The organism is Agrobacterium sp. LMR679 (genome assembly GCF_027157905.1).
Lineage (GTDB): Bacteria > Pseudomonadota > Alphaproteobacteria > Rhizobiales > Rhizobiaceae > Agrobacterium > Agrobacterium leguminum.
Map to the genome: position 1 here is coordinate 1,008,903 of NZ_JAPVOJ010000002.1, position 26,948 is coordinate 1,035,850.

Annotated in this window: 22 protein-coding genes; 13 read left to right on the plus strand and 9 right to left on the minus strand. The window is 59.3% G+C overall.

Annotated features, from left to right (window positions below; all coding sequences use genetic code 11):
- Positions 1–34: 34 nt before the first annotated feature.
- A complete protein-coding gene (locus O3W47_RS15595) occupies positions 35–1,360 on the minus strand; it encodes a ubiquinone biosynthesis hydroxylase (protein WP_400157425.1) in 1,326 nt (441 codons plus the stop codon).
- Here O3W47_RS15595 and tesB point away from each other — a divergent pair.
- The 6 genes from tesB (at position 1,336) to O3W47_RS15625 (ending at position 8,783) form a co-directional block, all read left to right on the plus strand.
- On the plus strand, positions 1,336–2,220 hold the full coding sequence (gene tesB / locus O3W47_RS15600) for an acyl-CoA thioesterase II (RefSeq protein WP_269314097.1): 885 nt from the start codon (positions 1,336–1,338) through the stop codon (positions 2,218–2,220). The two genes, O3W47_RS15595 and tesB, sit on opposite strands and share 25 nt — an antisense overlap.
- A 212-nt stretch (positions 2,221–2,432) precedes the next feature.
- On the plus strand, positions 2,433–2,783 hold the full coding sequence (locus O3W47_RS15605; RefSeq protein ID WP_004444057.1) for a P-II family nitrogen regulator: 351 nt from the start codon (positions 2,433–2,435) through the stop codon (positions 2,781–2,783).
- 29 nt (positions 2,784–2,812) lie between these two features.
- Complete coding sequence (locus tag O3W47_RS15610; protein WP_120947539.1) at positions 2,813–4,159, plus strand: ammonium transporter; 1,347 nt, start codon at positions 2,813–2,815, stop codon at positions 4,157–4,159.
- Positions 4,160–4,373: 214 nt separating this feature from the next.
- A complete protein-coding gene (locus O3W47_RS15615; protein WP_269314098.1) occupies positions 4,374–7,040 on the plus strand; it encodes a DNA translocase FtsK in 2,667 nt (888 codons plus the stop codon).
- A 50-nt stretch (positions 7,041–7,090) separates the two neighbouring features.
- Positions 7,091–7,816 (plus strand): outer membrane lipoprotein carrier protein LolA, encoded by a 726-nt coding sequence (locus O3W47_RS15620; RefSeq protein ID WP_052025744.1) that lies wholly within the window; start codon positions 7,091–7,093, stop codon positions 7,814–7,816.
- Positions 7,817–7,979: 163 nt separating this feature from the next.
- Entirely contained in the window at positions 7,980–8,783 is an 804-nt protein-coding gene (locus O3W47_RS15625; RefSeq protein ID WP_137452606.1) for an exodeoxyribonuclease III, read from the plus strand.
- 20 nt (positions 8,784–8,803) lie between these two features.
- On the opposite strand, the gene O3W47_RS15630 is transcribed toward O3W47_RS15625, so the two are convergent.
- Complete coding sequence (locus O3W47_RS15630) at positions 8,804–9,259, minus strand: cyclic nucleotide-binding domain-containing protein (RefSeq protein ID WP_020810625.1); 456 nt, start codon at positions 9,257–9,259, stop codon at positions 8,804–8,806.
- Between the two features lie 147 nt (positions 9,260–9,406).
- Positions 9,407–10,090, minus strand: coding sequence for a response regulator transcription factor (locus tag O3W47_RS15635; RefSeq protein WP_003505216.1), 684 nt, complete (start codon positions 10,088–10,090; stop codon positions 9,407–9,409).
- A gap of 286 nt (positions 10,091–10,376) precedes the next feature.
- On the opposite strand from O3W47_RS15635, the gene O3W47_RS15640 reads away from it, so the two are divergent.
- Positions 10,377–10,937 (plus strand): L,D-transpeptidase family protein, encoded by a 561-nt coding sequence (locus tag O3W47_RS15640; RefSeq protein ID WP_269314848.1) that lies wholly within the window; start codon positions 10,377–10,379, stop codon positions 10,935–10,937.
- Positions 10,938–10,954: 17 nt separating this feature from the next.
- Here O3W47_RS15640 and O3W47_RS15645 read toward each other — a convergent pair whose 3' ends face one another.
- Positions 10,955–11,524 (minus strand): CarD family transcriptional regulator, encoded by a 570-nt coding sequence (locus O3W47_RS15645; protein ID WP_003505223.1) that lies wholly within the window; start codon positions 11,522–11,524, stop codon positions 10,955–10,957.
- Positions 11,525–12,065: 541 nt separating this feature from the next.
- Here O3W47_RS15645 and O3W47_RS15650 point away from each other — a divergent pair.
- Together O3W47_RS15650 and O3W47_RS15655 are read left to right on the plus strand one after the other, a co-directional pair.
- Positions 12,066–16,826: an NAD-glutamate dehydrogenase gene (locus O3W47_RS15650; protein ID WP_174022206.1), complete on the plus strand. Its 4,761-nt coding sequence runs from the start codon at positions 12,066–12,068 to the stop codon at positions 16,824–16,826.
- 104 nt (positions 16,827–16,930) lie between these two features.
- Entirely contained in the window at positions 16,931–18,307 is a 1,377-nt protein-coding gene (locus tag O3W47_RS15655; protein ID WP_269314099.1) for an MFS transporter, read from the plus strand.
- 60 nt (positions 18,308–18,367) lie between these two features.
- Here O3W47_RS15655 and phaR read toward each other — a convergent pair whose 3' ends face one another.
- Positions 18,368–18,943 carry a polyhydroxyalkanoate synthesis repressor PhaR gene (gene phaR, locus O3W47_RS15660; RefSeq protein ID WP_003520279.1) on the minus strand — a complete coding sequence of 192 codons (576 nt, stop codon included), beginning with the start codon at positions 18,941–18,943 and terminating at the stop codon, positions 18,368–18,370.
- Positions 18,944–19,186: 243 nt separating this feature from the next.
- On the opposite strand from phaR, the gene O3W47_RS15665 reads away from it, so the two are divergent.
- From O3W47_RS15665 to bfr, 4 genes are all read left to right on the plus strand, one after another.
- Positions 19,187–20,368, plus strand: coding sequence for an acetyl-CoA C-acetyltransferase (locus O3W47_RS15665; RefSeq protein ID WP_127756488.1), 1,182 nt, complete (start codon positions 19,187–19,189; stop codon positions 20,366–20,368).
- A 171-nt stretch (positions 20,369–20,539) separates the two neighbouring features.
- Positions 20,540–21,265 (plus strand): acetoacetyl-CoA reductase, encoded by a 726-nt coding sequence (phbB, locus tag O3W47_RS15670; protein WP_137004105.1) that lies wholly within the window; start codon positions 20,540–20,542, stop codon positions 21,263–21,265.
- A gap of 267 nt (positions 21,266–21,532) precedes the next feature.
- Positions 21,533–21,844: a (2Fe-2S)-binding protein gene (locus tag O3W47_RS15675; RefSeq protein WP_003505234.1), complete on the plus strand. Its 312-nt coding sequence runs from the start codon at positions 21,533–21,535 to the stop codon at positions 21,842–21,844.
- Positions 21,810–22,295, plus strand: a complete 486-nt coding sequence (gene bfr / locus O3W47_RS15680; RefSeq protein ID WP_003520274.1) for a bacterioferritin — start codon at positions 21,810–21,812, stop codon at positions 22,293–22,295. Before O3W47_RS15675 ends, bfr begins: the two co-directional genes overlap by 35 nt.
- A gap of 42 nt (positions 22,296–22,337) precedes the next feature.
- Here the strand turns inward: bfr and O3W47_RS15685 are convergent, their stop codons facing one another.
- From O3W47_RS15685 to O3W47_RS15700, 4 genes are all read right to left on the minus strand, one after another.
- Complete coding sequence (locus tag O3W47_RS15685) at positions 22,338–22,850, minus strand: RNA pyrophosphohydrolase (RefSeq protein ID WP_269314100.1); 513 nt, start codon at positions 22,848–22,850, stop codon at positions 22,338–22,340.
- Between the two features lie 46 nt (positions 22,851–22,896).
- Complete coding sequence (locus tag O3W47_RS15690; protein ID WP_269314101.1) at positions 22,897–24,096, minus strand: divergent polysaccharide deacetylase family protein; 1,200 nt, start codon at positions 24,094–24,096, stop codon at positions 22,897–22,899.
- 62 nt (positions 24,097–24,158) lie between these two features.
- Complete coding sequence (locus O3W47_RS15695) at positions 24,159–25,487, minus strand: S41 family peptidase (RefSeq protein WP_080815499.1); 1,329 nt, start codon at positions 25,485–25,487, stop codon at positions 24,159–24,161.
- Positions 25,477–26,874 carry a murein hydrolase activator EnvC family protein gene (locus tag O3W47_RS15700; RefSeq protein WP_269314102.1) on the minus strand — a complete coding sequence of 466 codons (1,398 nt, stop codon included), beginning with the start codon at positions 26,872–26,874 and terminating at the stop codon, positions 25,477–25,479. The genes O3W47_RS15695 and O3W47_RS15700 overlap by 11 nt, the downstream gene beginning before the upstream one ends.
- Positions 26,875–26,948 lie beyond the last annotated feature (74 nt).

The following is a 26,948-nucleotide window of genomic DNA, read 5'->3' on the forward strand; positions in this document are numbered from 1 at the left end:
AAAACCCGATCCGAAACATGCACGGAGGGTCGGATCAGAGCGCCTCGCCGGCAAGCAGACGCGGCGCATTCGCATCCGTCGTGCCGGCGGCCTGACCGATGAAATAGGATTTGAGACCCGGCAAACGATCCACGACGCCGAGACCGAAATCACGCATGATACGGATGGGGCCAATATCGTTGGAGAAAAGCCGGTTCAGCACATCCGTCGTCACGCCCATCCGCAACGTGTCGAAACGCCGCCAGGACTGATAACGCTCCAGAACGTTGAGCGAGCCGATATCGAGGCCGAGGCGGTCGGCCTCGACCACGGTTTCGGCGAGAGCCGCCACGTCCTTGAAGCCAAGATTGAGGCCCTGCCCGGAAATCGGGTGAATGCCGTGCGCCGCATCACCCGCAAGCGCGAAACGCGGCGCGACGAAAGAGCGTGCCAGCGTCAGACCCAATGGGAAGGCGCGGCGGGAGCCGACCGGACGAAGAGGACCGAGCTTGTGACCGAACCGGCGCTCCAGTTCTTCCTCGAACACCAGATCGTCGGAGGCTACCAGCCTGTCGGCATCGGCCGTGCGTTCGGTCCAGACGAGCGAAGAGCGATTTCCCTTCAGCGGCAGGATGGCGAAGGGGCCCGATGGCAGGAAATGCTCCTCGGCGCAGCCCTCATGCGGCCGCTCATGCTCAACGGTCGTCACGATACCGGACTGATCGTAAGCCCAGTGCACGGTCTTGATGCCAGCCATGTCCCTGAGCGCGGAGCGAACGCCGTCACAGGCAATCAGCAGTCGCGCTTCAAGCGTCGACCCGTCGGAAAGGCGAATGGCCGTCGACTGTGGACCCGCGGTAAAATCGGAAACACTGAGACCGTGACGGATTTTTATGCCAAGGCGCTCGCACAGGCCTCGCAACGCGCCCACCAGAGCGACGTTCGGAACCATATGGGCAAACGGCCTGCCTTCTTCCACGGCGCCGTCGAAAGTCAGGAACACGGGACGCACCGGATCGGCGGTCTTCGAATCGGTGACGATCATCTTGTGTATCGGCTGGGCTTCCGGCTCGATCTCGTTCCATATGCCGAAAACATCGAGCATCCGGGTGGCTGCCGCGATGATGGCGGAAGCGCGAACGTCCTTCGCCCAGACATCCTCGGGAGAGGCCTCTACCACCTGCACATCAAGATGCCGGGCCGCCTGCTTGATTGCGACAGCAACGGAAAGACCGACATATCCGCCGCCTGCCACCACTATGTCCAGCATCGCGCTTCTCCTCAAATCTTGTGCACGCATCATCGGCGCACTATAGACCATGTGACGTCTTCCTACAGCCGGAGCAGGCCGAAAAAATGTCGCATCCCTCGCAAACGTCAGACCCGATGACCAATCTCATCGCCACGCTCGATCTTGAGAAGCTGGAAGAGAACCTGTTCCGGGGCGAAAGCCCACAGATCGGCTGGCAGCGGGTTTTCGGAGGCCAGGTCATCGCGCAGGCCCTGATCGCCGCGCAGAGGACCGTGGATGAAGACCGTTTCGTGCATTCGCTGCATGCCTATTTCATGCGCCCCGGCGATCCGCTGGTGCCTATCGTTTACCAGGTGGAACGCATCCGCGACGGCGCGAGCTTCTGCACACGCCGTGTGGTCGCCATCCAGCATGGCAAGGCCATTTTTTCCATGTCGGCCTCGTTTCAGATTTTCGAGGACGGTTTCGACCATCAGATTAAAATGCCTGAGGTGACGCCGCCTGAAAAACTGATGAGCGAGGAGCAGATGCAGGCGGCCTTTCTTGCCAAGGCGCCCGCTTCTATCCGCAAATACTGGAGCAACAAGCGGCCGATAGAGATACGGCCGGTATCACTGACCCACTATATCTCCAAGGAAAAACTCGAACCGCAGCAGGATATCTGGGTCCGCGCCGTCGGCGATGTGCCCGATGATCCGCGCCTGCAATCGGCCATTCTCGCCTATCTGTCGGATATGACCCTGCTCGACACCTCGCTCTACGCCCATGGCACGACCATCTTCGATCCCTCCATTCAGGTGGCGAGCCTCGACCACGCCATGTGGTTCCACCGCCCCTGCCGGCTGGACGACTGGCTGCTCTACACACAGGACAGCCCCAGCGCTTCCGGCGCACGCGGTTTGACCCGTGGCAATATTTTCACCAGACAGGGTGAACTGGTCGCCTCCGTGGCGCAGGAGGGTTTGATCCGCAAAAGGGCAAATGATTAAATAATGTGCTTTTTCCAAAAATCGCACATTTAATAGACGCAAATTTTGGCGACAAATGCCCCTTTTTCAGACGCCCTTCATATAAGTTTTATATTTCAATACGTTAGATACACACTCAAAACTGGCACGCCCTTTGAATGTATGTCCGCAGTCGCTGTTACTGATCTGCCAGCGGCAGGAGAGTCGGCTCCGTGCCGAGGACAAAACAAAGGATGGGAAACCAGATGAAAATTGTGATGGCCATTATCAAGCCGTTCAAGCTGGATGAAGTGCGCGAAGCGCTCACCGGCGTCGGCATCCAGGGCCTGACCGTGACCGAGGTAAAGGGTTACGGACGCCAGAAGGGGCATACCGAGATTTATCGCGGCACGGAATATGCGGTGAGCTTCCTTCCCAAGCTGAAGATCGAGATCGCAGTTCCATCCGACGTCGTCGACAAGGCTGTCGAAGCGATCGCGTCTGCGGCAAAGACCGGGCAGATCGGTGACGGCAAGATCTTCGTCTACTCTATCGAACAGGCCGTGCGCATCCGTACCGGCGAAACCAACACAGAAGCGCTTTGAAGCACGGCTGACAGGGGAGTTTTCTAGCTATGCAACTCAACAAGTTTTCAACGCTCGGCAAGCTGGGCGCCGCAGCGGCGGCCCTGATGGCTCCGGCCATCGCCTTTGCCCAGGACGCCGCGCCGGCAGCAGCCGCAGCGCCCGTTCCTGAAAAAGCCGACACCGCATTCATGTATGTCGCGACGATCCTCGTACTTTTCATGATCATTCCGGGCCTGGCCCTGTTTTACGGCGGTCTCGTCCGCACCAAGAACATGCTCTCCGTTCTCATGCAGTGCACGGTCATCGGCGCAGTCATGATGCTCGTCTGGGTCATCTACGGTTACTCCTTCGCCTTTGGCGGCGGCACCGGCCCTTATTTCGGCGGTTTCGGCAAGCTGTTCCTGTCGGGCGTTTCGCTTGACAGCACCTCGGCAACCTTCTCTGAGGGCGTCGTGATCTACGAATATACCTTCATCGCCTTCCAGATGACCTTCGCGGCCATCACACCGGCGCTGATCATCGGCGCATTCGCAGAACGCGTCAAATTCTCCGCCGTCATCCTCTTCACCATCCTGTGGGCCACCTTCGTTTATTTCCCGATCGCTCACATGGTCTGGGATGCAAACGGCCTGATCTTCGGCATGGGCGCTCTCGACTTCGCCGGCGGCACCGTGGTTCACATCAATGCCGGTATCGCAGGCCTGATCGGTGCGATCATGGTCGGCAAGCGTACCGGCTTCGGCAAGGACATGATGGCCCCCCACTCGATGACGCTGACGCTGGTCGGTGCAGCCATGCTGTGGTTTGGCTGGTTCGGCTTCAACGCCGGTTCCAACCTCGAAGCATCGGGCGGTGCGGTTCTCGCAACCATGAACACCTTCCTCGCAACCGCAGCCGCCATCGTTTCCTGGTCGCTGGTTGAAAGCTTCACCCGCGGCAAGGCCTCCATGCTGGGCGCCGCTTCGGGCATGATCGCCGGTCTCGTCGCCGTCACGCCCGCCGCCGGCTCCGTCGGCCCGATGGGCGCCATCGTTCTCGGCCTCATCGTCTCGCCAATCTGCTACTTCTTCGTCTCCGTGGTGAAGAACAAGTTCGGCTATGACGACACTGCCGACGTCTTCGGCGTCCACGGCATTGGCGGCATCATCGGCGCTCTCGGCACCGGCATCTTCACCTCGCCGCTGCTTGGCGGCACGGGCAAGGAAGACTTCTCCATCGCCTCGCAGGTCTGGACGCAGTTCGTCGCCGTCGCCATCACCATCGTCTGGTGCGCCATCGTCTCCGCGATCCTCTACAAGATCGTTGACGTGATCGTTGGTCTGCGTGTTCCGGTCGAAGCCGAACGCGAAGGTCTCGACCTCGCAACCCACGGCGAAGCCGCCTACCACTCCTGATATCCGGGAAAAGGAGTTCTCCATCTCCTCTCCCAAAAGAAGGCCCGCTCCGGCGGGCCTTTTTCTTTGCCATAAAGCCGAAGCGCCTCAAAAAACCGCATGGTTAACACGACATTAACCAGCAAGCGGTTAGTTTTCCCTGTCAATCCGGGATCAGGTCTCCTGCCGGATCTTGCCGAAACCATAAAACGACGGGTTCAGGGACATGGGCAGAATGCATTCTCCGACATTCGATGGTCGTCACACACGCTTCGTGTTGACGGCGTTTTTCGTGCGTCAGATCATGGCTCTCGCCGGTTTCGCTCTGCTGGCTACGATTGCACTGGGCATCGCCGCGCTCGCGACATGGAATGTCGCGGATCCGAGCCTCTCCTACGCGACAGGAAACCAGCCCACCAATCTTCTGGGCTACGGCGGTGCGATTTTCGCCGATATCGTGATGCAGTTCCTCGGGCTTTCCGCAATCATCTCGCTCCTGCCCGTCATCGCCTGGGCGATCGCGCTGATCGCCGGCCGCAAATTCCACCGCATACCCGTTCGCCTCGTGGCCTGGGTCGCAGGCGCCATCGTCTGCGCCGCCTCGCTCGGCTGTTTTCCTGCCCCCGTGACATGGCCGCTGCCGAACGGCATCGGCGGCGTCATCGGTGACATGATCCTGCGTTTTCCCGCCCTTTTCATCGGCGCTTACCCCACCGGCACGATTGCCACGGTGCTCGGTGTCATATTTGCCGCGCCTGCCGCATGGCTGATGCTGTTTGCCGCCGGTATCGTTGGCGGTCTGGATGACGAGCTGGAACGCGAAGAAGCCGCTCCCGTCACCACCAGCAAGGCCCGCGCCGCCCGTGAGGCGGAAGAGGATGACGAAGACGACGGCGAGGGTTTCTTCGCCAATATGCTCGCCTTCGGCGCACTGGCGCATTACTGGTACATCACCCAGGCGCGCCTGCGCCGCCTGTTCGGCCTGAAGTCGAAATCCCTGCACGACGAATTCGAGCATCCTTACGACTTCAACGAATATGAATTCGGCACGCTGAACGAACCCTCGCGCCTCAAGACCGCGATCAACCGCCTTGACCAGCGCGCAGAGCCGTCTTTCGAAGAACGCGCCGCATCGCGTCGCCAGATGTCACCACCCTCCATCGCGCTAGATCATGACGAGGACATGGATGACGAACAACCCTTCGATGCGGATGGACGCCGGCTGCCGAACGGCATTCTCTCCGACGACGAGTCCGACCAGAAATTCACGGCCCGACAGGCGCCGGGACGCGGGCAGCCCCGAATAACCGCCCCTTCCGCGCGCCCGAAGCCCAGCGAGCGCGTGGCAAGGGAGGCGCAGGCCTCTTTCATCGCCGCAGACGGTTTCCAGCTGCCTACAGTCCATCTTCTGGCGGAGCCGAAGAATGTCGTTCGCGACAATATGCTGAGCGAGGAAGTGCTGGAACAGAACGCCCGCCTTCTGGAAGGCGTTCTCGAGGATTTCGGCGTCAAGGGCGAAATCATTCATGTCCGCCCCGGCCCGGTCGTCACGCTCTACGAACTGGAACCGGCACCCGGCATCAAATCCTCGCGAGTCATCGGCCTTGCCGATGACATCGCCCGCTCCATGAGCGCGATCGCTGCCCGTGTCGCCGTCGTTCCCGGCCGCAATGCCATCGGCATCGAACTGCCGAACCAGACGCGCGAAACCGTGTTCCTGCGGGAACTGATCGGCAGCCGCGATTTCGAAAACAGCAAGGCCAAACTCGCCATGGCGCTCGGCAAGACCATCGGCGGCGAACCCGTCATCGCAGATCTCGCCAAGATGCCGCATCTTCTCGTTGCCGGCACCACCGGCTCGGGCAAGTCGGTCGCCATCAACACCATGATCCTGTCGATGCTTTACCGCATGTCGCCGGAACAGTGCCGCCTGATCATGATCGACCCGAAAATGCTCGAACTGTCGATCTATGACGGCATTCCGCATCTGCTCTCTCCCGTTGTTACCGATCCGAAAAAGGCCGTCGTCGCGCTGAAATGGACGGTGCGCGAGATGGAAGAGCGCTACAAGAAGATGTCGAAGATCGGCGTGCGCAATATCGACGGCTTCAACAGCCGCGTGCAGCAGGCGCTCGACAAGGGCGAAATCCTCACCCGCACGGTACAGACCGGCTTCGACCGCCAGACCGGCGAGGCGATCTACGAGACGGAAGAATTCGATCTGAAGCCCCTGCCCTATATCGTCGTCATCATCGACGAAATGGCCGACCTGATGATGGTGGCCGGCAAGGACATCGAAGGCGCGGTGCAGCGCCTGGCGCAGATGGCGCGCGCCGCCGGCATCCATGTCATCATGGCCACCCAGCGCCCCTCCGTCGACGTCATCACCGGCACGATCAAGGCAAACTTCCCGACCCGCATCTCCTTCCAGGTGACGTCGAAGATCGACAGCCGCACCATCCTTGGAGAGCAGGGCGCAGAGCAGTTGCTCGGGATGGGCGACATGCTCTATATGGCAGGCGGCGGGCGCATCCAGCGCGTGCACGGTCCTTTCGTCTCCGACAACGAGGTGGAAGAGATCGTCGCCTATCTGAAGACACAGGGCGCACCGGAATATCTGGAAGCGATTACCGAGGAAGACGACGAGGAAGGCAATGGCGGCGGCCCGGCCGGCGCCGGCAGTTTCTCCGATTCCGAGGACCCTTACGATCAGGCCGTGGCCGTCGTGCTTCGCGATGGCAAAGCCTCCACATCCTATGTGCAGCGGCGTCTCGGCATCGGCTATAACCGCGCCGCCTCGCTGATCGAGCGCATGGAGCAGGAGGGTATTATCGGCCCCGCCAACCACGCCGGAAAACGTGAAATACTCGTACCGACGGAAGCAGACATCATCGAGCGGTAACGTCCGCAACCAAGCGGGGCGAAGAAGCGTTATTACACGCTTTCAACGTCATGAAGCCGCCGCCTTTTATGCGGACAATCGCTGCGATGAAGGAGAATAGAATGAACGACCTCACCACCGGCGAAACGGCCAACGCAAACACACCGCAAAACGGCGTGACGCGTCGTGGCGTGCTGACGGCATTTTCCATGGCCGCAATCATGGCCGGCCTGTCGCCGCTTGACGCCTTTGCCCAGGCGGCCGGCAATACGGCGACAGCGCAGAAAATCGCCAATCACTTCTCGTCGGTCAAAACCATGATGGGGGAATTCGTCCAGTTCGGCCCGCGCGGTGAACAGACCGGCGGCAAATTCTACATCGAACGCCCCGGCAAACTCCGCTTCAACTACGAAGACCCCTCGCCCATGCGGGTCATCGCCGACGGCAAGAACGTCGTCATCGGCAATATGAAGCTCAAGACCTGGGATCTTTATCCGCTCTCCAAGACGCCACTCAGCCTGCTTCTGTCCGACAAGATCGATCTCGGCAACCAGAAGGTTCGCAACGTCAAGGAAGAATCGGACCTGACCACCATCGTGCTAGGCGACAAGAGCGTCTTCGGCGATTCCACCATTACCCTGATGTTCGATCCGAAGACCTTCGATCTGCGGCAGTGGACCACGACCGACGCCCAGAACAAGGACACGACCGTCATGATCTTCAACGTCCAGACCGGCGTGAACCTCGATGAACGCGTCTTCAACATCAATTACGAGGAAGTTCGCAAAGGCGGCTGAGGCTTCGAGCCCCAAGGAAAGGTCTTCGAAAGGCGACCCTGCGGTCGCCTTTTTCATTTTGCCGCTAAAATACATTCCCGTTTTCGTCGCGATGTTATAAGCCTGCGCCCCGGAAACATGTCACGAGCCAAGTGGTTCGCGGCAGTAAAAGCGGAGCACATGCATGTCGTTTTCGATAACCACCTGGAACATCAACTCGGTCAGGCTCAGAATGCCGATTGTTGAGCAGTTTCTGGTACGTTACAAACCCGACATTCTTTGCCTGCAGGAAACGAAATGCCCGAATGGCGAGTTTCCGATGAAGCCGCTGAAGGCGCTCGGTTATGAGCACGTCATCATCCATGGCCAGAAGGGCTATCACGGCGTCGCCATCGCCTCGAAGATTCCGCTGACCGAAGATCATCGACAGGACTATTGCGGTATCGGCGACGCACGCCACATTTCCGCGATTTTTCAGGTCGGATCGCGCCGCGTGCGACTGCATAATTTTTATGTGCCGGCAGGCGGTGACGAGCCGGATCGCTCGATCAATCCGAAATTCGGCCACAAGCTGGATTTCATCGAGGAAATGAAGGCGCTGCGCGCCGACGGTGTACCTGGCACCTCGTCCATTCTCGTCGGCGATCTCAACATCGCACCGCTCGAAAATGACGTCTGGTCGCACAAGCAGCTTCTGAAGATCGTCAGCCATACGCCTGTCGAAACCGAAGGCATGCTAGACATCATGAAGAAGGGCAACTGGCTCGATCTGATGCGCCTGAACGTGCCGGAGACCGAAAAGATCTATACCTGGTGGAGCTACCGCGCCAAGGACTGGGAAGCGGCTGATCGCGGCCGCCGCCTCGACCACATCTGGTCTTCGCAGGATCTCGGTTCCTCGCTCGAAAAAATCGACATATTGCGCGAGGCCCGCGGCTGGAACCGGCCATCAGACCATGTTCCCGTCACCGCCCATTTCCGGTTCTGAACAGGCGGAATTGTCTGGCGTCAGACGAAGCGGTTCTGCAAACGGGCCGCACCCGCCGCCAGCGACGCGATATTGTCGCGAATACGCGCCGATACGATATCGGCAACCTCCGGAAACTCCTCCACCAGCCGGTGGAAGAGGATGCGCGTTATGCGTATGACTTCGGAATCCTCCGCTGCCACGGCAGTAAACTTCCGTTCGCAGAGCGTGAAAAGCGCAAGCTCCGAAAGCAGCGCCCCCTTGCCCGGCGTCGCCTGCAGCACGGGCTTGCCATCCCGCCCTGCCGTGAAAAGCTCGAAATGGCCAGCCGTCACCGCAAAAGCGCATTCGGCCGGTGAGTGTTCCCGGAACAATGTTTGCCCGGCCGATACACGGCGGCGCTCCGCACCGAAGGCGATAAGCCGCAGCTGGTCATCGCTGAACCCCGCAAATAACGGCACTTGCCCCAGCAGCATGATATCGTCCGTCAAGGCCATGTCGATCGTTACTCCGGAAAAACGCCTGCATCACTATAGCGGTTTTCCAATATCGGCCCTCAAAATACAAGCTGTTAGAACGCCGCGCGCCTTTTCGGACGCGCAGCGTGAGCTTTGGACACATGACAGGTGCAAAGAGACCCCTGCTCAGGGAACGATCTTGTATCCGCCGTTCTCGGTCACCAGAATTTCAGCGTTGGACGGATCGCGTTCGATCTTCTGGCGCAGACGATAGACATGCGTTTCCAGCGTGTGCGTTGTCACGCCGGAATTGTAACCCCAGACCTCCTCCAGCAGGACGTCGCGGGTAACGACGGTGCTGCCGGCGCGGTAGAGATAACGGATGATCGCCGCTTCCTTTTCCGTCAGCCGGATTTTCTTGCCGTCCTCCGTCGTCAACAGCTTCTGGCTGGGCTTGAACTGATAGGGACCGACGGTGAAAACCGCATCCTCGCTCTGCTCGTATTGACGCAGCTGCGCCCGGATACGCGCCAGAAGCACGGCGAAACGGAAGGGTTTCGTCACATAGTCGTTCGCCCCGGCTTCCAACCCAAGAATAGTGTCGGAATCGGTATCATGCCCGGTCAGCATGATGATCGGCGCCTTGAAGCCGCCCTTGCGCAACAGCTTTACCGCCTCACGGCCGTCCATGTCCGGAAGGCCGACATCCATGATCAGAAGATCGACCTGCGCGGTCTTGGCGGTCTGCATCGCCTGCGCGGCATTGGCGCCGCTGAGCAGCGAGAATTCCTCATAGGGAGACAATTGCTCGGTCAGCGTCTCCCGAAGATCGTCGTCATCGTCCACCAGAAGGATAGTGCGAGCCGTCATTCGGATTCTCAGCCTTTCTTACTTTAGCGCATCGGCCCAAAAATCAGGCTCGATTTTCGAGAGACACGACGCGTAGTTTAAAAGAGTTAGAGCGTCCCTTATGCATCCCAAAAGACGCCCGGCGCTCTAATTATCAGCCAATTCAGCGGTTTGCCGATGAAAGGTCAACCCATTGCCATGATATAACGAAGTGCTATGACTTCACGTTAAATAACCTGCAAAGCAAAATCTCGTGAAAAACATGAGCACCCAGCCCGTAAGACAACGTAAACGCGCATCGACGCTCATGGTTCGGCCGGCCCCCTCGAAAATCAGCCGCGCCATCGTCCAGCTCGGGCATCTCACCTTTCCAGCCGCGATCGGACGCAATGGCCGCACTGCATTGAAACGTGAAGGAGACGGAAAATCTCCCATCTCCACCATCGGCCTGCTGCACGGGTTTTATCGCGGCGACCGCCTTCCCGGCATCGCCACGGCACTGCCGATGCAGCGAACACGGAAGTCCATGCTGTGGTGCGACGAGCCCCGTAGTCCCAATTACAACAGGCTGGTCAAGGCGCCCTTCGCCCCGAGCCATGAAGAAATGATGCGGAAAGACAGCCTCTATGACGTCTGCCTGGTGCTCGACTGGAATATCACCTCGAGAAGCCGCAACCGCGGCTCGGCAATCTTCATGCATCTGATCAGACCGGGATATGAGCCGACCGCGGGCTGCGTCGCGCTCCATCCCCGTGACATGCGGCGCATCCTGCCGCATCTGCGCAAGGGCACGAAAATCCGCATCCTGGGTGAATTTCAGCCTGCAATCGGGCAACAAAAAACCCGCCATCAAGGCGGGTTTTTTTAGAAGGAAAAAGCCGGTTATTAAGCGGCTTCGTCCTGAGAATCGTCCTCTTCGACGGTCTTGCCGCGCTTGGGGCCCTTGGCAAGGTTCACTTCCACCAGGCGAACAGCCTCGGTTTCAGACATCTTGTTGACAGCGGCGATTTCGCGCGCCATGCGGTCGAGAGCAGCTTCATAAAGCTGACGCTCGGAATAGGACTGCTCCGGCTGATTTTCCGCACGGTAGAGATCGCGCACGACTTCCGCAATCGCGATGAGATCGCCGGAATTGATCTTCGCATCATATTCCTGCGCGCGGCGCGACCACATGGTACGCTTCACACGCGCCTTGCCCTGCACCACTTTCAGCGCCCGCTCGACAAAATCGCCTTCGGAAAGCTTGCGCATGCCGATGCTGACAGCTTTTGCGACGGGAACTTTAAGACGCATCTTGTCTTTTTCGAAATCAATGACAAAAAGCTCAAGCTTCATGCCGGCGACTTCTTGTTCCTCGATTGCAGAAATGGTACCGACACCATGAGCGGGATACACAATCGCTTCACCGGTCTTGAAACCGTGATGTGCTGGAGATTTCTTCTGCTGGGTCGTCATTCGTTCTAAAAACTCCCTGTTACATACCCGGGGATGCCGGGGTTGGGTCGGTCAGGCCCTGATGAGACGGGGGAACCGTCAGGTGACTCCGCACTGGTCCAGCCGTGCACGCAAAAACACACCTTCCCGTCTTGCGGGGTTCGATAACGTAAACGCTCGATATGTCACGGAAACCGCGTGCAAAAGAGGTGTTGCTTTCGTGGTGTTTTTGGGCACACAAATGCCACGCTGTGGATCAGTGTCGTTGGTGTACCACAAAAATAGGCGCAAATCAATAATTTGCTTCGACCGTGGCCGCAACATCACATGGCAGCCAAAGAACCGCCTAAAAATTAGCCGCAGAAATACTGTCAAAATGCTTCGTGACAGGCCTCATGGCAAAAGGAGCAAAAAAATTTCACTTACCGACTGAAGAAACACAAAAGCCTCTTAAACTCTTCGTAATTCCACGCCAATATCCGATTCGACTGAAAAGGCAAAATCCGCAAATTGGCGATGCTTTTTTATATTAAAGTGTGATTTTTGGAGGAATCCACGTCAAATGGGCTACAGAAATAATCCAAAACGCGAAAAACAGATCGAAAAAGCGCGCCAGCAGGCAATTGCCGAAAATGTCCAATTTCTTGATCCGGGTATTCTTTATGGAAGGGCAAGTGCCGACGATATAGAATATTATTCCGCAGAGATGCTGGCTGCGAGCGCCGCTCACAGTTTCGAGGCGCTTTCGCACTGGACCGGAGACGCTCCGTACATCGGCATCTCCCAGGTGGAAGGCGTTTCGCCGCGGGATATTCCGGTAACGGTGCTGACCATTATCGGCCGCAATATGCCCTTCCTTTACGATTCCGTCATGGGCGAGGTCACCAGCAGCTATCGCGGTCTTTACCTCGCGGTGCACCCGATCCTGGTGCGCGACGAAAGCGCGCAGGCGGGCTACCGTCTTGCGGAACCCGAGGATGATCCCGCTGAAAATATCAGCCTCATCCAGCTGCATATCGCGCCGCTCACGCCGCAAGCCGCCGCAGCGCTGGAAGAAAGACTGCGCTTCGTGCTGACGCAGGTCCAGTTCGCCTATCGCGACTGGCGGCCCATGCTGGCGAAACTCGACGAGGCGCTGGATGAATTGTCCAAACGCGGTTCGTCACGGCGCAAGACCGAGCGTGCGGAAGCCGTCGAATTCCTCAACTGGCTTCGCAACGACAATTTCACCTTCCTCGGCATGCGCGACTACACCTATTCCGGTAAGGGAAAGAACGCGAAGATCGAGCGCGGTGATGGCGTCGGTCTCGGCAGCCTCAGCGATCCGGATGTGCGCGTGCTGCGTCTCGGCAAGAACGCCGTGACGACGACGCCCGAAATCCTTGCCTTCCTCGACGGCCCGGATTTCCTCATCGTCACCAAGGCCAATGTGAAATCCATCGTGCACCGCCGCGCCTATATGGATTACATCGGCATCAAGCGCTTCGACGAGGACGGCAATGTCATCGGCGAACTGCGCATCGTCGGCCTCTTCACCGCCACCGCCTATACGCGCTCGGTCAAGCAGATACCGTTGCTGCGCGCGAAGGTCGCGGAAGTCGAGCGGCATTTCGGCTTCGATCCGAACAGCCACTCCGGCCGCATCCTGCAGAACACGCTGGAAGCCTATCCGCGCGACGATCTCTTCCAGATCGAGACGGACCTTCTGATCCGCTTCGTCGAGCAGATCATGGAACTGAGCGACCGGCCGCGTGTGCGTGTGCTTGCACGTATCGACCGTTTCGACCGTTTCGTTTCGGCCATCATCTTCGTTCCGCGCGAGGAGTATAATTCCTATGTGCGCGAGAAGATCGGCGACTATCTGAGCAGGGTCTATGACGGGCATATTTCCGCCTATTACCCCGCCTTCCCCGAAGGCGCCGTCGCCCGAGTCCACTTCATTGTCGGCCGCACGGAAGGCAAGACGCCGCGCATCGCCCAGGACAGGCTCGAAGACGCCGTCAGCGACATTGCTGCGCGCTGGATAGACCATTTCGTCGCCCTTTCCGAGCCGGGTGCACCGGTGCTGGAAGTCGATCAGGCCTATCAGGAAGCCTTCACGCCGGAAGAGGCGATCGGCGACATGCCGGATATTCTGGGCGCCGCAAAGGGTGAGCCTGTCCGCATCGAATTTTACCAGCAGGAAGGCCAGTCGGCCGAGACGCTGTCGCTGAAGATTTTCCACCGCGACGGCCATCTGCCGCTTTCACGCCGCGTGCCATTGCTCGAAAATCTCGGCTTCGACGTCATCAGCGAACGCACTTTCGATATCGGTGTCGTTTCGGACGGCGAAAAGCGCGACATCGTCCTGCACGACATGGAACTGTCCGTCGCCAAGGGTACGACACTCGATCTGCCGCATTACGGGCAGAAGCTCGAAGAGGCCTTCCTTGCCGCCTTCTCCGGCAAGGTGGACAATGACAATTTCAACCGCCTGATCCTCGCCTGCGGCCTCACCGTGCGCGAAGTCTCCGTGCTGCGCGCCTATGCGCGTTATCTCCGCCAGACCGGCATCGTCTATTCGCAGGAGCATATTTCCGAAACGCTCTATAAGTATCCGGCGATTTCCCGCAATATTTTCGCGCTGTTCAAGGCCGGCTTCGATCCGTCCGTCGATGAAAAGAAGCGGCTGAAGAAGCTCGCCGAAATACACAAGGCGATCGAAGCGGCATTGAGCGGCGTTCCCAATCTCGACGAGGACCGCACGCTCAGGCGTTACGTCAACGCCATCGACGCGACGCTTCGCACCAACTACTTCCAGAAAAATGCCGATGGTACGCCGCGTGACCTGTTGGCCTTCAAGTTCGATCCCAAGCATCTGGACGGCCTGCCCGACCCACGGCCTTTCCGTGAAATCTTCGTCTACGGAACAGAAGTCGAAGGCGTGCATCTGCGCTTCGGCAAGGTGGCACGCGGCGGTCTGCGCTGGTCGGATCGCGGCCAGGATTACCGCACCGAAGTGCTCGGCCTCGTGAAGGCGCAGCAGGTCAAGAATGCGGTGATCGTGCCGGTTGGCGCCAAGGGCGGTTTCTTCCCGAAGAACCTGCCCGCCGGCGGCTCCCGCGATGAGGTCTTTAATGCCGGCCGCGAGGCCTACAAGACCTATATCCGCACCCTGCTGTCCATCACCGACAATATCGTCGACGATGCCATCGTGCCGCCAGCCGATACGCTGCGGCTCGACGGTGACGACCCCTATTTCGTCGTCGCCGCCGACAAGGGAACGGCAACCTTCTCCGATACGGCGAACGGTCTTGCCCATGAGGCCGGTTTCTGGCTGGACGACGCCTTCGCATCGGGCGGTTCGGCCGGTTACGACCACAAGAAGATGGGCATTACCGCCCGCGGCGCCTGGGAAACGGTGAAGCGCCATTTCCGTGAAATGGACACCGACATCCAGACCACCCCCTTCACGGTGGCGGGCGTGGGCGATATGTCCGGCGACGTTTTCGGCAACGGCATGCTGCTGTCGGAAAAGATCAGGCTGATCGCCGCCTTCGATCACCGCGACATCTTCATCGATCCGGATCCCGATACCGACAGGTCCTTTGCCGAACGCAAGCGCCTTTTCGAACTGCCGCGTTCCAGCTGGCAGGATTACGATCGTTCGGCCCTCTCCGCCGGCGCGATGATCATCTCGCGCTCCGAAAAATCGGTGACGCTGACACCGGAAGCCGTGGCCGCCATCGGCATCGACAAATCCGTCGCCACACCCTTCGAGATCATGACGGCCATCCTGAAGGCGCCAACCGATCTTCTGTGGTTCGGCGGCATCGGCACCTACATCAAGGCGGCGGTGGAAACCAATGCCGAGGTGGGTGACAGGGCGAACGACCCCATCCGCGTCAACGCAACCGAACTGCGCGCCAAGGTCATCGGCGAAGGCGCCAATCTCGGCATCACCCAGAAGGGGCGCATCGCCTATGCGCTTTCAGGCGGGCGATGCAATTCCGACGCCATCGACAACTCGGCCGGAGTGAACTCCTCGGACGTGGAGGTCAACATCAAGATCGCGCTTGCCTCCGCCGTTAACAGCGGCCGCCTGACGATGCCGAAACGCAACCAGCTTCTCGCTTCCATGACGCCGGAAGTGGCGCAGCTGGTATTGCGCAACAACTACCTGCAATCGCTGGCGATCTCGCTGACGGAGCGGCTGGGCCTTTCGAACCGCGAAGAACTCGGCCGCCTGATGGGCGCGCTGGAGGCGGCCGGACAACTGAACCGCAAGGTCGAGACCCTGCCGAACAATGCCGAATTCAGCGAAAGATACGCCACCGGCAAACCGCTGACCCGGCCGGAAATCGGCGTGCTCCTCTCCTATGCCAAGCTCACCTTGTTCGATGCACTGGTAGCAAGCACGCTTCCCGACGAGCCCTATCTCCAGCATCTTCTGGTCGATTATTTCCCGGCCAAGATGCAGAAGAACTATGCGGACGATATCAAGTCGCATCGTCTGCATCGCGAAATCGTCGCGACCGCACTCGCCAATGCCGTCGTCAATCGCGGCGGCCCGGGATTCGTGCAAAAACTTGCCGATGCGAGCGGCCTTCTGGCGGCCGATGTCGTCAAGGCTGCCGTGATCGTCGAGGATGGTTTCGGTCTCAAACGCCTGTGGAGCGAAGTCGACGCGCTTGACGGCAAGGTCGGCGGTGAAGTCCAGAACGGGCTTTATGCCACGATCACGCGTATCTTCTCGGATGCGAGCAGGCTTTACCTGCAAACCGGGAGCGCGGGTGCGGCCGCAGGTGACATGGCGACCGAAATCGAGCGCCTGAAAACCGCGATCAAGACGCTGTCACCGGCAGCGGCGAAGTATCGCCGCGAACTCGGCGTCACGGAAATCGACGGCGTTCCTTCCGGTCTTCTGGAGGAACTCGATACGCTTTCCCTGCTCGTCTATGTGCCGGAGATCATGCGCATCGCCGAAAGCGCGGGCACCACGCTTGCCCGCGCCGCCGAAAGCTATGCCGCCGTCTCGTCGACCTTCCGCGTCGCGCGTCTGCTGGATGCAAGCCAGCGCATCACCCCGGCGGATCATTACGAGAGCCTGGCTCTCCTGCGCAGCCAGGACCAGATCTCCTCGTCGAGACGCCGGATCGTCATCTCAGCGCTTACCGAGCATGCGAAGGAGAAGGACCCGGTTCAGGCCTGGTATGCGGCGGACCGCGTGCGGGTCAACCGCATCGTCTCCGAACTCGGCGCGCTCAGCGACAGCGGCGATACCAACCTTGCCCGTCTGACGGTCGCGGCCGGGCTGCTGGGCGATATCGTTCAGGCACGCTGATCGGCAGCCTTAAAAACGCCATCCGGGTCCCCCGGATGGCGTCAGACAAGACGGATGCGCCCGCATCGCGCATTTTATTTCCCGATTTTCCGATAGGACGATGAATGACTGTCCCTTCCCCAAATGCGGAAACAGCGGTTGCCAAACGCGGCATCTGGGGCTGGGTGATGTTCGACTGGGCGGCGCAGCCGTTTTTCACGGTCGTCACGACCTTCGTTTTCGGGCCTTATTTCGTCGCCCGGCTCACCGACGATCCGATTTCGGCGCAGGCGACATGGAGCAACATGGCGACGGTGTCGTCGATCATCATCGCCCTCTTCTCCCCCATTCTCGGCTCCATCGCCGACCAGTCCGGCGCGCGCAAGCCGTGGATCGCCTTCTTTGCCGTCATCAAGATTGTCAGTCTTTTCTTCCTGTGGTTCGCAACACCGGGATCGCCGCTCATCCTGCCGATTATCTGTATTATCCTCGCTTCCATCGCGGCGGAATTTTCTATCGTCTTCAACGATTCCATGATGCCGCGCCTGACCAACCCGCAAAATGTCGGGCGCATTTCCAATCTCGCCTGGGGGCTTGGTTATCTCGGCGGGATGGTGGTGCTGATTGCCGTGGTGACGCTTCTGGCCGCCAATCCACAGACCGGGCTGACCATCGCCGGCATCAAGCCGCTTTTCGGTCTCGACCCGGCAACCGGCGAGGATGCCAGAATAACCGGCCCGCTCGCCGCGCTCTGGTATCTCATCTTCATTCTGCCGATGTTTCTTCTCACTCCCGACGCTGAAAAGGGCTTGCCCTTCGCAGCCGCGATCCGCTCGGGACTGGGGGAGCTGAAGATCACGCTTCGCGAGCTGCGCTACCGCCCCATGCTTTTGCGGTTCCTGATCGCGCGCATGCTCTATCAGGATGGCGTCAATGGCGTTCTCATACTGGGCGGAGCATTTGCCGCCGGTATGTTCGGCTGGGCGACGATGGAAATCGGCCTCTTCGGCATCCTGCTCAACGTCGTCGCCATCGCGGGCTGTTTTGCCGCCGGGCGGGTTGATCAGAAACTCGGCTCGCGCATCACCATCCTTATCAGTCTGGTGCTTTTGCTGCTCGCTACGCTCGGCATCGTCTCCACGGAAAAAGGCTCGACGCTGTTTGGCTGGGTACAATTGTCGACGGCGGACAATGGCGGCATCTTCGCGACAGGCGCGGAAAAAGCCTATCTGCTCTATGGCGTTTTGATCGGCCTCGCCTTCGGACCCGTCCAGGCATCGTCCCGCTCTTATCTCGCCCGCAATATCACTGTTGCAGAAGCGGGCCGTTACTTCGGCATCTACGCGCTTTCCGGACGCGCCACGAGTTTCATGGCGACGCTGTCATTTTCCATAGCAACCTATATAAGCGGCTCCGCCCATATCGGCATGGCCACGCTCATCGTATTTCTGGGGGCAGGTTTCCTGCTCCTGTTGCGCGTGCCGGAAAGAACGGCAGGCTGAAAGCCAGAAGCAGCAGCCGATGCGGCGGTCAAATCCAGCATCGGCCAGAATGACGCAGAATCAGAGCTGATCGAGCTTTTGCTGCAATGCGCGCAACTGCGCCTTCAGCTCATCGATTTCGGATGCATTCGGCTTGCGGGTTTCCTTGGGTGCTTGCGGCATTGCGAAAGGCGTGAAACCCTGCATCGCCTGCCGGAACAGTTCGGTATTGCGGCGGATCTGCTCTTCCATCATTTGCAGCGGCGCCTGAAAATTGCGGGCAAGCGAACCATCGCCGAAAGCCTTGGCCATATGCTCCTGCATCTGGCTCTGCTGGTCGGAAAAGGTCTTCATCGAATGTTCGAGAAATGTCGGCACGACCATCTGCATCTGGTCGCCGTAATAGGAGATCAATTGTCGCAGAAACGCCGTCGGCAGCAACGTATTGCCGGTTTTGGCCTCCTGTTCGACGATGATCTGCGTCAGCACCGCATGCGTGATGTCTTCGGAGGACTTGGCATCCTGAACCTTGAAGTCCTCACCGCGCTTGACCATCTGCGCCAGATCATCGAGCGTCACATAGGTGCTGGTGCCGGTATTGTAGAGCCGCCGGTTGGCGTATTTTTTAATGATTGTTTCGCCGTCGTGTTTCGCCATGCCCGCCTCCTCGCGATGATGGTATTTTCTTGTTTTTTGGTCTTCTTGCTCTTCCCGGCGCAAAGTGTATGCGCAAAACGAGCCCTCTGACAAATGTTTTGTGCATCGCAACAGTTTGTTTTTTGCGCAGCAATTTTCCGCAAGATTTCGGCGTGATTTAGCAACATCTTTTAAAGCAACTTTCGCCATTTGACTTGTATTGAAAGCTTTGCCAGTCTCCGCCCGCAAGTGAGGAGAAAACTGATGACCCTGCCTTCAATCGTGATTGCCAGCGCCGCGCGCACAGCCGTCGGCTCTTTCAATGGCCACTTCGCCAATACGCCAGCCCACGAACTCGGGGCGACCGTCATCAGCGCCGTGCTGGAGCGCGCCGGTGTCGCGGCGAAGGAAATCGATGAGGTCATTCTCGGTCAGGTCCTGACGGCGGGCGAGGGGCAGAACCCGGCGCGGCAGGCTGCCATGAAGGCCGGCATTCCACAGGAAGCGACCGCCTTCGGCCTCAATCAGCTCTGCGGCTCCGGCCTGCGCGCCGTGGCCCTCGGCATGCAACAGATCGCGACCGGCGACGCGAACATCGTCATTGCCGGCGGCCAGGAATCCATGTCCATGGCGCCTCACTGCGCCCATTTGCGCGGCGGCGTGAAGATGGGCGATTTCAAGATGATCGATACCATGCTGAAAGATGGCCTTATCGACGCCTTTTACGGCTATCATATGGGCATCACCGCTGAAAACATCGCCCGCCAATGGCAGCTTTCCCGCGACGAGCAGGACCAATTCGCCGTCGCATCGCAAAACAAGGCCGAAGCCGCGCAAAGCGCCGGCCGTTTTGCAGATGAGATCGTGGCTTTCACGGTGAAGGGCCGTAAAGCCGATATCGTCATTGATACAGATGAGCATATCCGCGCTGGGGCTTCGCTGGAAACCATGGCCAAGCTGCGCCCCGCCTTCGACAAGGAAGGGACGGTCACGGCCGGCAACGCCTCCGGTCTGAACGATGGCGCCGCCGCCACGCTTTTGATGTCGGAACAGGAAGCAGGAAAGCGCGGCATCAGGCCGCTCGCCCGTATCGCCTCCTGGGCGACGGCAGGTGTCGATCCGCAGATCATGGGCACCGGCCCCATTCCCGCCTCCCGCAAGGCGCTGGCCAAAGCCGGCTGGTCGATCAGCGATATTGGCCTTGTGGAAGCCAACGAAGCCTTTGCGGCCCAGTCCTGCGCCGTGGTGCGCGAACTTGGTCTTGATCCTGCTATCGTCAACGTCAATGGCGGGGCGATTGCCATCGGCCATCCGATCGGCGCATCCGGCGCGCGCGTCCTCAACACCCTGATTTTCGAAATGCGCCGCCGTAACGTGTCGAAGGGTCTCGCAACGCTCTGCATCGGCGGCGGCATGGGTGTCGCCATGTGCATCGAAGCACTCTGAAACCGCCGCACGACTCGCCAAAAAGCAATTCCGGTTCAGCGCGCAATAGGGTAGAAGCGGCCTCCCATTGGCCGCATTTCTGTGGCCGGTGAGCACGACGAACAAGTTCTGCAAGATATGGAAGCATCCTTGCATATGCAGGCGCTTCAATGACAGGTCATGGAGGCCGATATGAGCCGGGTTGCTTTGATTTCCGGCGGGACGAGCGGCATAGGCGCCGCAATCGCCCGCGCCCTGCAGGCGGCCGGTTACCGGGTGGCCGTCAATTACGCCTTCACGACGGACAGGGCGGAAACATTCCAGAAAGAAACCGGCATCCCCGCTTTTCAGTGGGACGTGCGCGACTATGACGCCTGCGTCAATGGCATAGCCCAGGTGGAAGAGACCTTCGGTCCCGTCGAGGTGCTCGTCAACAATGCCGGCATCACCCGCGATGCGATGTTCCATAAAATGTCGCCGCAGCAATGGCGCGAGGTTATCGATACCAACCTCACCGGCGTCTTCAACATGACCCATCCCGTATGGCCGGGCATGCGCGACCGCGGCTTCGGCCGCATCGTCAACATCTCCTCCATCAATGGCCAGAAGGGACAGGCGGGACAGGCCAATTATTCCGCCTCGAAAGCGGGCGACATCGGCTTTACCAAGGCGCTCGCCCAGGAAGGCGCCAGCCGCAATATCACCGTCAACGCCATCTGCCCCGGCTATATCGGCACGGAGATGGTAAGAGCGATACCGGAGAAGGTTCTGGCGGAACGGATCGTGCCGCAGATTCCCGTTGGACGGCTGGGTGAACCGGAAGAAATCGCACGCTGCGTTCTGTTTCTGGTTTCCGACGAGGCCGGCTTCATCACCGGTTCGACCATGACGGCCAATGGCGGACAATATTTCGCCTGAGGGCCGTCGATCCCGCCTTCCCGGCCGCCTGAACCCAGTAAACTTTCCGTGATCGCAGCTTCGATAATTTTGCTGCGCACAAAAACTTGAAGATGAAACACTGGAATGACGCGCTGCCTAAACTAATGAAAATACGATAGTTTTTGTATAGTTTAGAATGAGTCTAGAAAATCCTTGGCGACTCATTAAGAGGTTTTTCTTGACAGTTGCTGTCCTGTTTTGGTTTAAGAACGAAAACAACGTGTTGCGTCATACAGGCAGTCCATCATGCTGGTTTGCAGCTGCAATTACATCACCGATCACGATATCCGGGACGTCATCAACGAGCTCCTCGACGAGGACTGTTGGCAGCTCATCGTTCCTGCAAAAGTGTATCACGCCATGGAAAAACGTGGTCGCTGCTGCGGCTGTTTCCCCACCGTTGTCGACCTGATCATCAAAACCACTGAAGAATATCATGCCCGTCGCCACTCGACTGAGGCCGATGTTTTTGATTTTATGTCCCGCCTGAAGCAATTCCATGAAGAGAACAGGAGAGCGGACATTGAAAGGCGACAAAAAAGTCATCGAGCGGCTTAACGAGGCCCTTTTTCTCGAACTCGGTGCGGTAAACCAGTACTGGCTTCACTATCGTTTGCTGGAAGACTGGGGCTACACGAAGCTCGCCAAAAAGGAACGCGCTGAATCCATCGAGGAAATGCAGCACGCCGACAAGCTGGTCGCACGCATCATCTTCCTTGAAGGCCATCCCAACCTTCAGACCGTCGCGCCCCTGCGCATCGGCCAGAACGTCAAGGAAGTTCTGGAATCCGACCTTGCCGGCGAATATGACGCCCGCACCTCCTACAAGAAATCGCGTGATATCTGTTATGAGGCCGGAGACTACGTCTCCATGAAGCTTTTCGAAGAACTGCTGATCGACGAGGAAGGCCATATCGACTTTCTCGAAACCCAGCTCGAACTGCTCGGCAAGATCGGCGAGGAAAAATACGGCCAGCTCAACGCCGATTCCGCCAACGAAGCGGAATAAGCACTGGCGATACGACAGAAAAGGCGGCCTTGGCCGCCTTTTTTATTTGCCGGAAAGGTGCTGGAACTCCGCTACGACCTGTTCGTATACCGCGCGCTTGAACGGCACGATGAGTTCCGGCAGGCTTTCCATCGACTTCCAGTCCCACGCATCGAATTCGGCCGTGTGCCCGGTCGGCGGCGGATCGATCTGGATTTCGCTTTCGTCGCCTTCGAAGCGGAACGCAAACCAGCGCTGCGCCTGCCCGCGATATTTGCCCCTGAGGCCGATGCCGATCAGTTCAGGCGGCAGGTCATAGTGAATCCAGTCGCTCGCCTCCGCAAGCAGGCTGACCGTTTTCATGCCTGTTTCTTCGTAGAGTTCGCGAATGGCAGCCGTCAAAGGCCGTTCGCCGTCATCGATGCCGCCCTGCGGCATCTGCCACAAATGCGGTGAGCCATCATATTCGGGATTACCTTCCTTGATACGCCGGCCGACCCAGACAAGGCCCTCGGCGTTCAGCACCATAATTCCCGCACAGGGACGGTAAGGCAAATCTTCTGCTTTGATTGTCATGGGAAACCCGCACTGTCTGAGCGCCAGAAATGGCCGCACGCAAGGTTTACTGCCCTGCCTGCCCGGAAACAAGCGCAGAAACACCGACAATCTCGATGCCACGCCCGCCTGCCTCGCGCGACCACCTGGAGATCGCGGCAACGCTTTCATCGAAAGCCGAAGCAACGCCGATCGCCTGGCCGTTACGCCGTGCAATTCGCTCCAGTTCGTCCAGCTTGCGCAGAATGGCAGCTTCGGTGACTTCGCCGTCGAGCAGAATATCGGCAAAACCTTGTGGGGCGGAAATCGCCTTGGCAATACCGCCGCTCAGCGACTGCGCCGAAGAACCATCGTCCAGAAACAGCAGGCCACGCTTGCCGATATCCCGCATGACCGGCTCCAGCGCCGCCTGCTCGGCAAGGAAACGCCCGCCGAGATAATTCATAATGCCGGTGTAATTGGTGATCTTCGCCATGGAACGATGCAACCGGTCGATATTGACCTTGGCGGGATCACCCGCCAGCAGGGTGTCCGGGCCCGGATTGGTGCCGGGGTAACCGAAAGGCTCAAGCGGTATCTGCAGAAGGATTTCATGTCCCTGTCGGCGCGCTTCCTGCATCCAGCGCTGCAGGCTGTTGCCGCTGGCGGCAAAACCCAGCGTCACCTCCGGCGGCAGCTCCCGGATCGCTTTTTGCGACCCGGTCTGGCTGAGACCCAGCCCGCCAACCACGATCGCCACCCGCGTGCCGCGTGCACCGGACCAGGGCCGCGCATATTGCTCCATCGGCCGCAAACCGTCCGCACCGACGATCGGCAATCTGCCGAATGCGGTTTCTTCCAGCAATTCCTCATTGGGTCGCGTCGCCATGCGCGGATCCTGACCATAGGTCTGGCCGCTCACCAGCACCGGCCCATCACCGTCACGCGGGCGGGGAGAGTAAACCGATACAACATTGCCGTCGGGCATCGTCTCGCGATTGATATTGGCGCCGGAGCGACCGCTTTGCGGCTGGAGACCGGCGGCATCGCCGGGAGCCGTTCCATCGGCCGGTGCGATTTCAGGTGCTTTTTCGGCAAGCTGAGGCTGTGCATCCGGCCCGCTCGCCGTTTTCTGCAAATTGCCGGGCGAAAGCGCCGTATAGACGGACAGGCCGCCGATTGAGAAAACCGCAAGCACCGACAGAGCCATAATGACGGAAAAGCGCCGGTTGATACCGGCGCTTTTTTTCTGACGACCCAGAAGCGGTTTTCGCAGGTCCGAAGGCAATGAACGATCCGTCCAAACGGTTGGGCAATAGATGGAATGCGCCGGCTGACCGGCGCACTATCTTACTGCTTGTTGACCACAGCCTTTTCCGGGTTCGGCGGGAAAGACGGATCCGTCTTGCTGCCGCGCAGCAGGTCCAGAGCATAGTTGAGCTGGATGTCGTCCTTGGCTTCCGGCGGAACATAAGCGGAGGAACCCGAACCTTCGTCGGTTTCGCTCTGGCCCTTGATGTGGCCGGAAAGGCCGGATTCACCTTCGGTGGTCACCTTGCCCTGCAGCTCGGCCGGCAATGGCTGCTCCACCTTGATGTCAGGCTCAATGCCCGTGCCCTGGATCGATTTACCCGACGGGGTGTAATAGAGCGCCGTGGTCAGGCGCAGCGCGCCCGCCTCGCCGAGCGGGATGATCGTCTGGACCGAACCCTTGCCGAAGGAGCGCGTGCCGACCACGGTCGCACGACGCAGGTCCTGCAGGGCGCCGGCAACGATTTCCGAAGCCGAAGCCGAACCGCCGTTGACGAGCACGATTACCGGCTTGCCATCGGTCAGATCGCCTGCCGTCGCGTTGAAGCGGCGGGTCTCGTCCGGGTTACGGCCACGGGTCGAAACGACCTCACCGCGCTCGAGGAAGGCGTCGGAGACATTGATCGCCTGATCGAGCAGACCGCCCGGGTTGAGGCGCAGGTCAAGCACATAACCCTTCAGCTTGTCGGCTGGCACATCCGCCTTGATCTTCTTGATCGCCTTTTCGAGATCGTCATAGGTCTTCTCGGTAAAGGAGATGACGCGCAGATAACCGACATTGTCACCTTCGACACGGGACTTGACGGCCCGCACGGCAATGACATCGCGCATGACGGTGAATTCAAGCGGCTTGTCGGCGCCCTGACGGATGATCGTCAGCTTGATCGGCGTCTTGACTGCGCCGCGCATCTTTTCGACCGCCTGTTCCAGCTTCAGGCCACGAACCGGCGTACCGTCGATTTCCGAAATGAAGTCGCCGGCGAGAATGCCTGCGCGGGAAGCCGGTGTATCGTCGATCGGCGTAATGACCTTGACGAGCTCGTTCTCCATGGTCACTTCGATGCCGAGACCGCCGAATTCACCCTTGGTCTGGGTGCGCATGTCGTTGGCATCCTTGGCATTCATGAAGCTCGAATGCGGATCGAGCGAGCTCAGCATGCCGTTGATGGCGTTTTCCACCAGCTTCTCGTCATCCGGCGGCGTCACATATTGTGCGCGCACGCGCTCGAACACGTCGCCAAAGATCGACAGTTCCTTATAGGTCGAAGGCCCGGCCGCCTGTGCCGGCATGCTCGCCGAATAAATCACGCTCATCGCCGTGGCGCCCATAAGCCCACCGATAAGGAGAAGCGAAACCTTACGAATCATTGTGCGCCCTTCCGGTATTTTTTGCGGTCCACCATGGTTGGGAATCAACCGGTACACCATCTTTCCTGAACTCAATGTAGAGCGTTGGCCTGTCGGTTTCCAGCGCCAATGCTGCTGCACTCGCTACTCTTTTTGCACCCATGGATGCGATGGGCTCTCCGGAGAACACGAACATTCCCTGCCGCGTCCTCACATTGTCCATGCCCGTCATCACCACATGATATCCATCGCCCGTATTGAGGATGATCATCCGGCCATAACTGCGAAAATCTCCGGCAAACACCACGAAGCCGTCTGCAGGCGCCGTCACGATGGCTTCCGGTCCGCTCGCGACGACAATTCCCTTGGAAAAGTGGCCCGTTCCATCCGCATCGCCGAAGCGCCGCAGCACCTCGCCGGTAACCGGCAGCTCCAGCTTTCCCTTCAAACTCGCGAAGGGATATGCGGGCGCAATACGGTTTTTATCGGGCATTCCAGCCTCGGCCGCAGCCCGCTCCTTTTCGCGTTCCGCCTCCGAAAGACGGGCCAGGCGCTGCTCTTCCGCCCGCGCCTTTTCCATCGCCTCCCGCACCGAGGTAATCTCGCCTTCAAGCGAACTGACCAGCCCCTCGAGGCTCGTCGCCTTGCTCGCAAGCTCTTCGGATCGCTTGCGTTCCGCCTCCAGCTCCGCCGCCGTCTGGGTATTCTTGCGATCGTTTTCGGCAATCAGCAGGTCAAGGCGTTTTTCCTCTTCCAGACTTGCCGTCATCATACCCGTAAGATCGTCCTTTTCGCGAGCGATTGCCTGCCTCAGATCAGTCAATTCTTTGAGAGCGGCGACCAGCTTGTCGGTTTCACCGCGAATGCCGGGCACGACGGCGCCGAGAAGAATGGCGCTTCGCACGGACGCCAGCGCATCCTCCGGCGAGACGAGAAGGGCGGGGGGCGGGTTTCGGCCCATGCGCTGCAGCGCCGCCAGAACCTCCGCCAGCACGCCGCGCCTCTCACGCAGCGACGCCTTGACGCCATCCTCGCGCACGGAAAGCTTGGCCAGCCGATCCTCACCATCGCTGATCTTGGTTTCCAGCGCCTTGCGCCGGGCAGCCGATGCGATCAGCTCTTCCCGGATGCGGGCGCTGTCCTGATTGAGGGAGGCGATGCTTTCCTCAAGCTTCCTTGTCTTGTCTTCCGAAAGACCAATGCTGTCGACCAGCTCCTCCAGATCCTGCCGGTTCTGGTCGCGGCGCTTCTCCAGCGTCTTCAGCGCATCCGGCGACGAATCATCGCCAGCGGCAGGAACGGCGCCTGCATCGTCCCGCGAATAGGTCGGACCGATGCCCATGACGAAAGCAGCAATAACCGCGCCCGCAAGGGCAGCGTGCCGTTTTCGTTGAGGCCTGGTGTCCATGTGAACTTTCTTTGATGCCGAAGCAGAAGCGCCGATATTAGGGATTTTGCCGCGATCTTCCAAGAGGCTCTGGA

Excerpts from the sequence above, each read along its gene's own strand:
- O3W47_RS15610 (WP_120947539.1), top strand. The coding sequence starts at position 2,813 with ATGCAACTCAACAAGTTTTCAACGCTCGGCAAGCTGGGCGCCGCAGCG.
- O3W47_RS15630 (WP_020810625.1), bottom strand. The coding sequence starts at position 9,259 with ATGGCCTTGACGGACGATATCATGCTGCTGGGGCAAGTGCCGTTATTT.
- O3W47_RS15700 (WP_269314102.1), bottom strand. The coding sequence starts at position 26,874 with ATGGACACCAGGCCTCAACGAAAACGGCACGCTGCCCTTGCGGGCGCG.
- O3W47_RS15675 (WP_003505234.1), top strand. The coding sequence starts at position 21,533 with ATGCTGGTTTGCAGCTGCAATTACATCACCGATCACGATATCCGGGAC.
- tesB (WP_269314097.1), top strand. The coding sequence starts at position 1,336 with ATGTCGCATCCCTCGCAAACGTCAGACCCGATGACCAATCTCATCGCC.
- O3W47_RS15615 (WP_269314098.1), top strand. The coding sequence starts at position 4,374 with ATGCATTCTCCGACATTCGATGGTCGTCACACACGCTTCGTGTTGACG.
- phbB (WP_137004105.1), top strand. The coding sequence starts at position 20,540 with ATGAGCCGGGTTGCTTTGATTTCCGGCGGGACGAGCGGCATAGGCGCC.
- O3W47_RS15685 (WP_269314100.1), bottom strand. The coding sequence starts at position 22,850 with ATGACAATCAAAGCAGAAGATTTGCCTTACCGTCCCTGTGCGGGAATT.
- O3W47_RS15605 (WP_004444057.1), top strand. The coding sequence starts at position 2,433 with ATGGGAAACCAGATGAAAATTGTGATGGCCATTATCAAGCCGTTCAAG.
- O3W47_RS15620 (WP_052025744.1), top strand. The coding sequence starts at position 7,091 with ATGAAGCCGCCGCCTTTTATGCGGACAATCGCTGCGATGAAGGAGAAT.
- O3W47_RS15665 (WP_127756488.1), top strand. The coding sequence starts at position 19,187 with ATGACCCTGCCTTCAATCGTGATTGCCAGCGCCGCGCGCACAGCCGTC.
- O3W47_RS15625 (WP_137452606.1), top strand. The coding sequence starts at position 7,980 with ATGTCGTTTTCGATAACCACCTGGAACATCAACTCGGTCAGGCTCAGA.
- O3W47_RS15640 (WP_269314848.1), top strand. The coding sequence starts at position 10,377 with ATGGTTCGGCCGGCCCCCTCGAAAATCAGCCGCGCCATCGTCCAGCTC.
- O3W47_RS15645 (WP_003505223.1), bottom strand. The coding sequence starts at position 11,524 with ATGACGACCCAGCAGAAGAAATCTCCAGCACATCACGGTTTCAAGACC.
- O3W47_RS15650 (WP_174022206.1), top strand. The coding sequence starts at position 12,066 with ATGGGCTACAGAAATAATCCAAAACGCGAAAAACAGATCGAAAAAGCG.
- O3W47_RS15655 (WP_269314099.1), top strand. The coding sequence starts at position 16,931 with ATGACTGTCCCTTCCCCAAATGCGGAAACAGCGGTTGCCAAACGCGGC.
- phaR (WP_003520279.1), bottom strand. The coding sequence starts at position 18,943 with ATGGCGAAACACGACGGCGAAACAATCATTAAAAAATACGCCAACCGG.
- O3W47_RS15635 (WP_003505216.1), bottom strand. The coding sequence starts at position 10,090 with ATGACGGCTCGCACTATCCTTCTGGTGGACGATGACGACGATCTTCGG.
- O3W47_RS15695 (WP_080815499.1), bottom strand. The coding sequence starts at position 25,487 with ATGATTCGTAAGGTTTCGCTTCTCCTTATCGGTGGGCTTATGGGCGCC.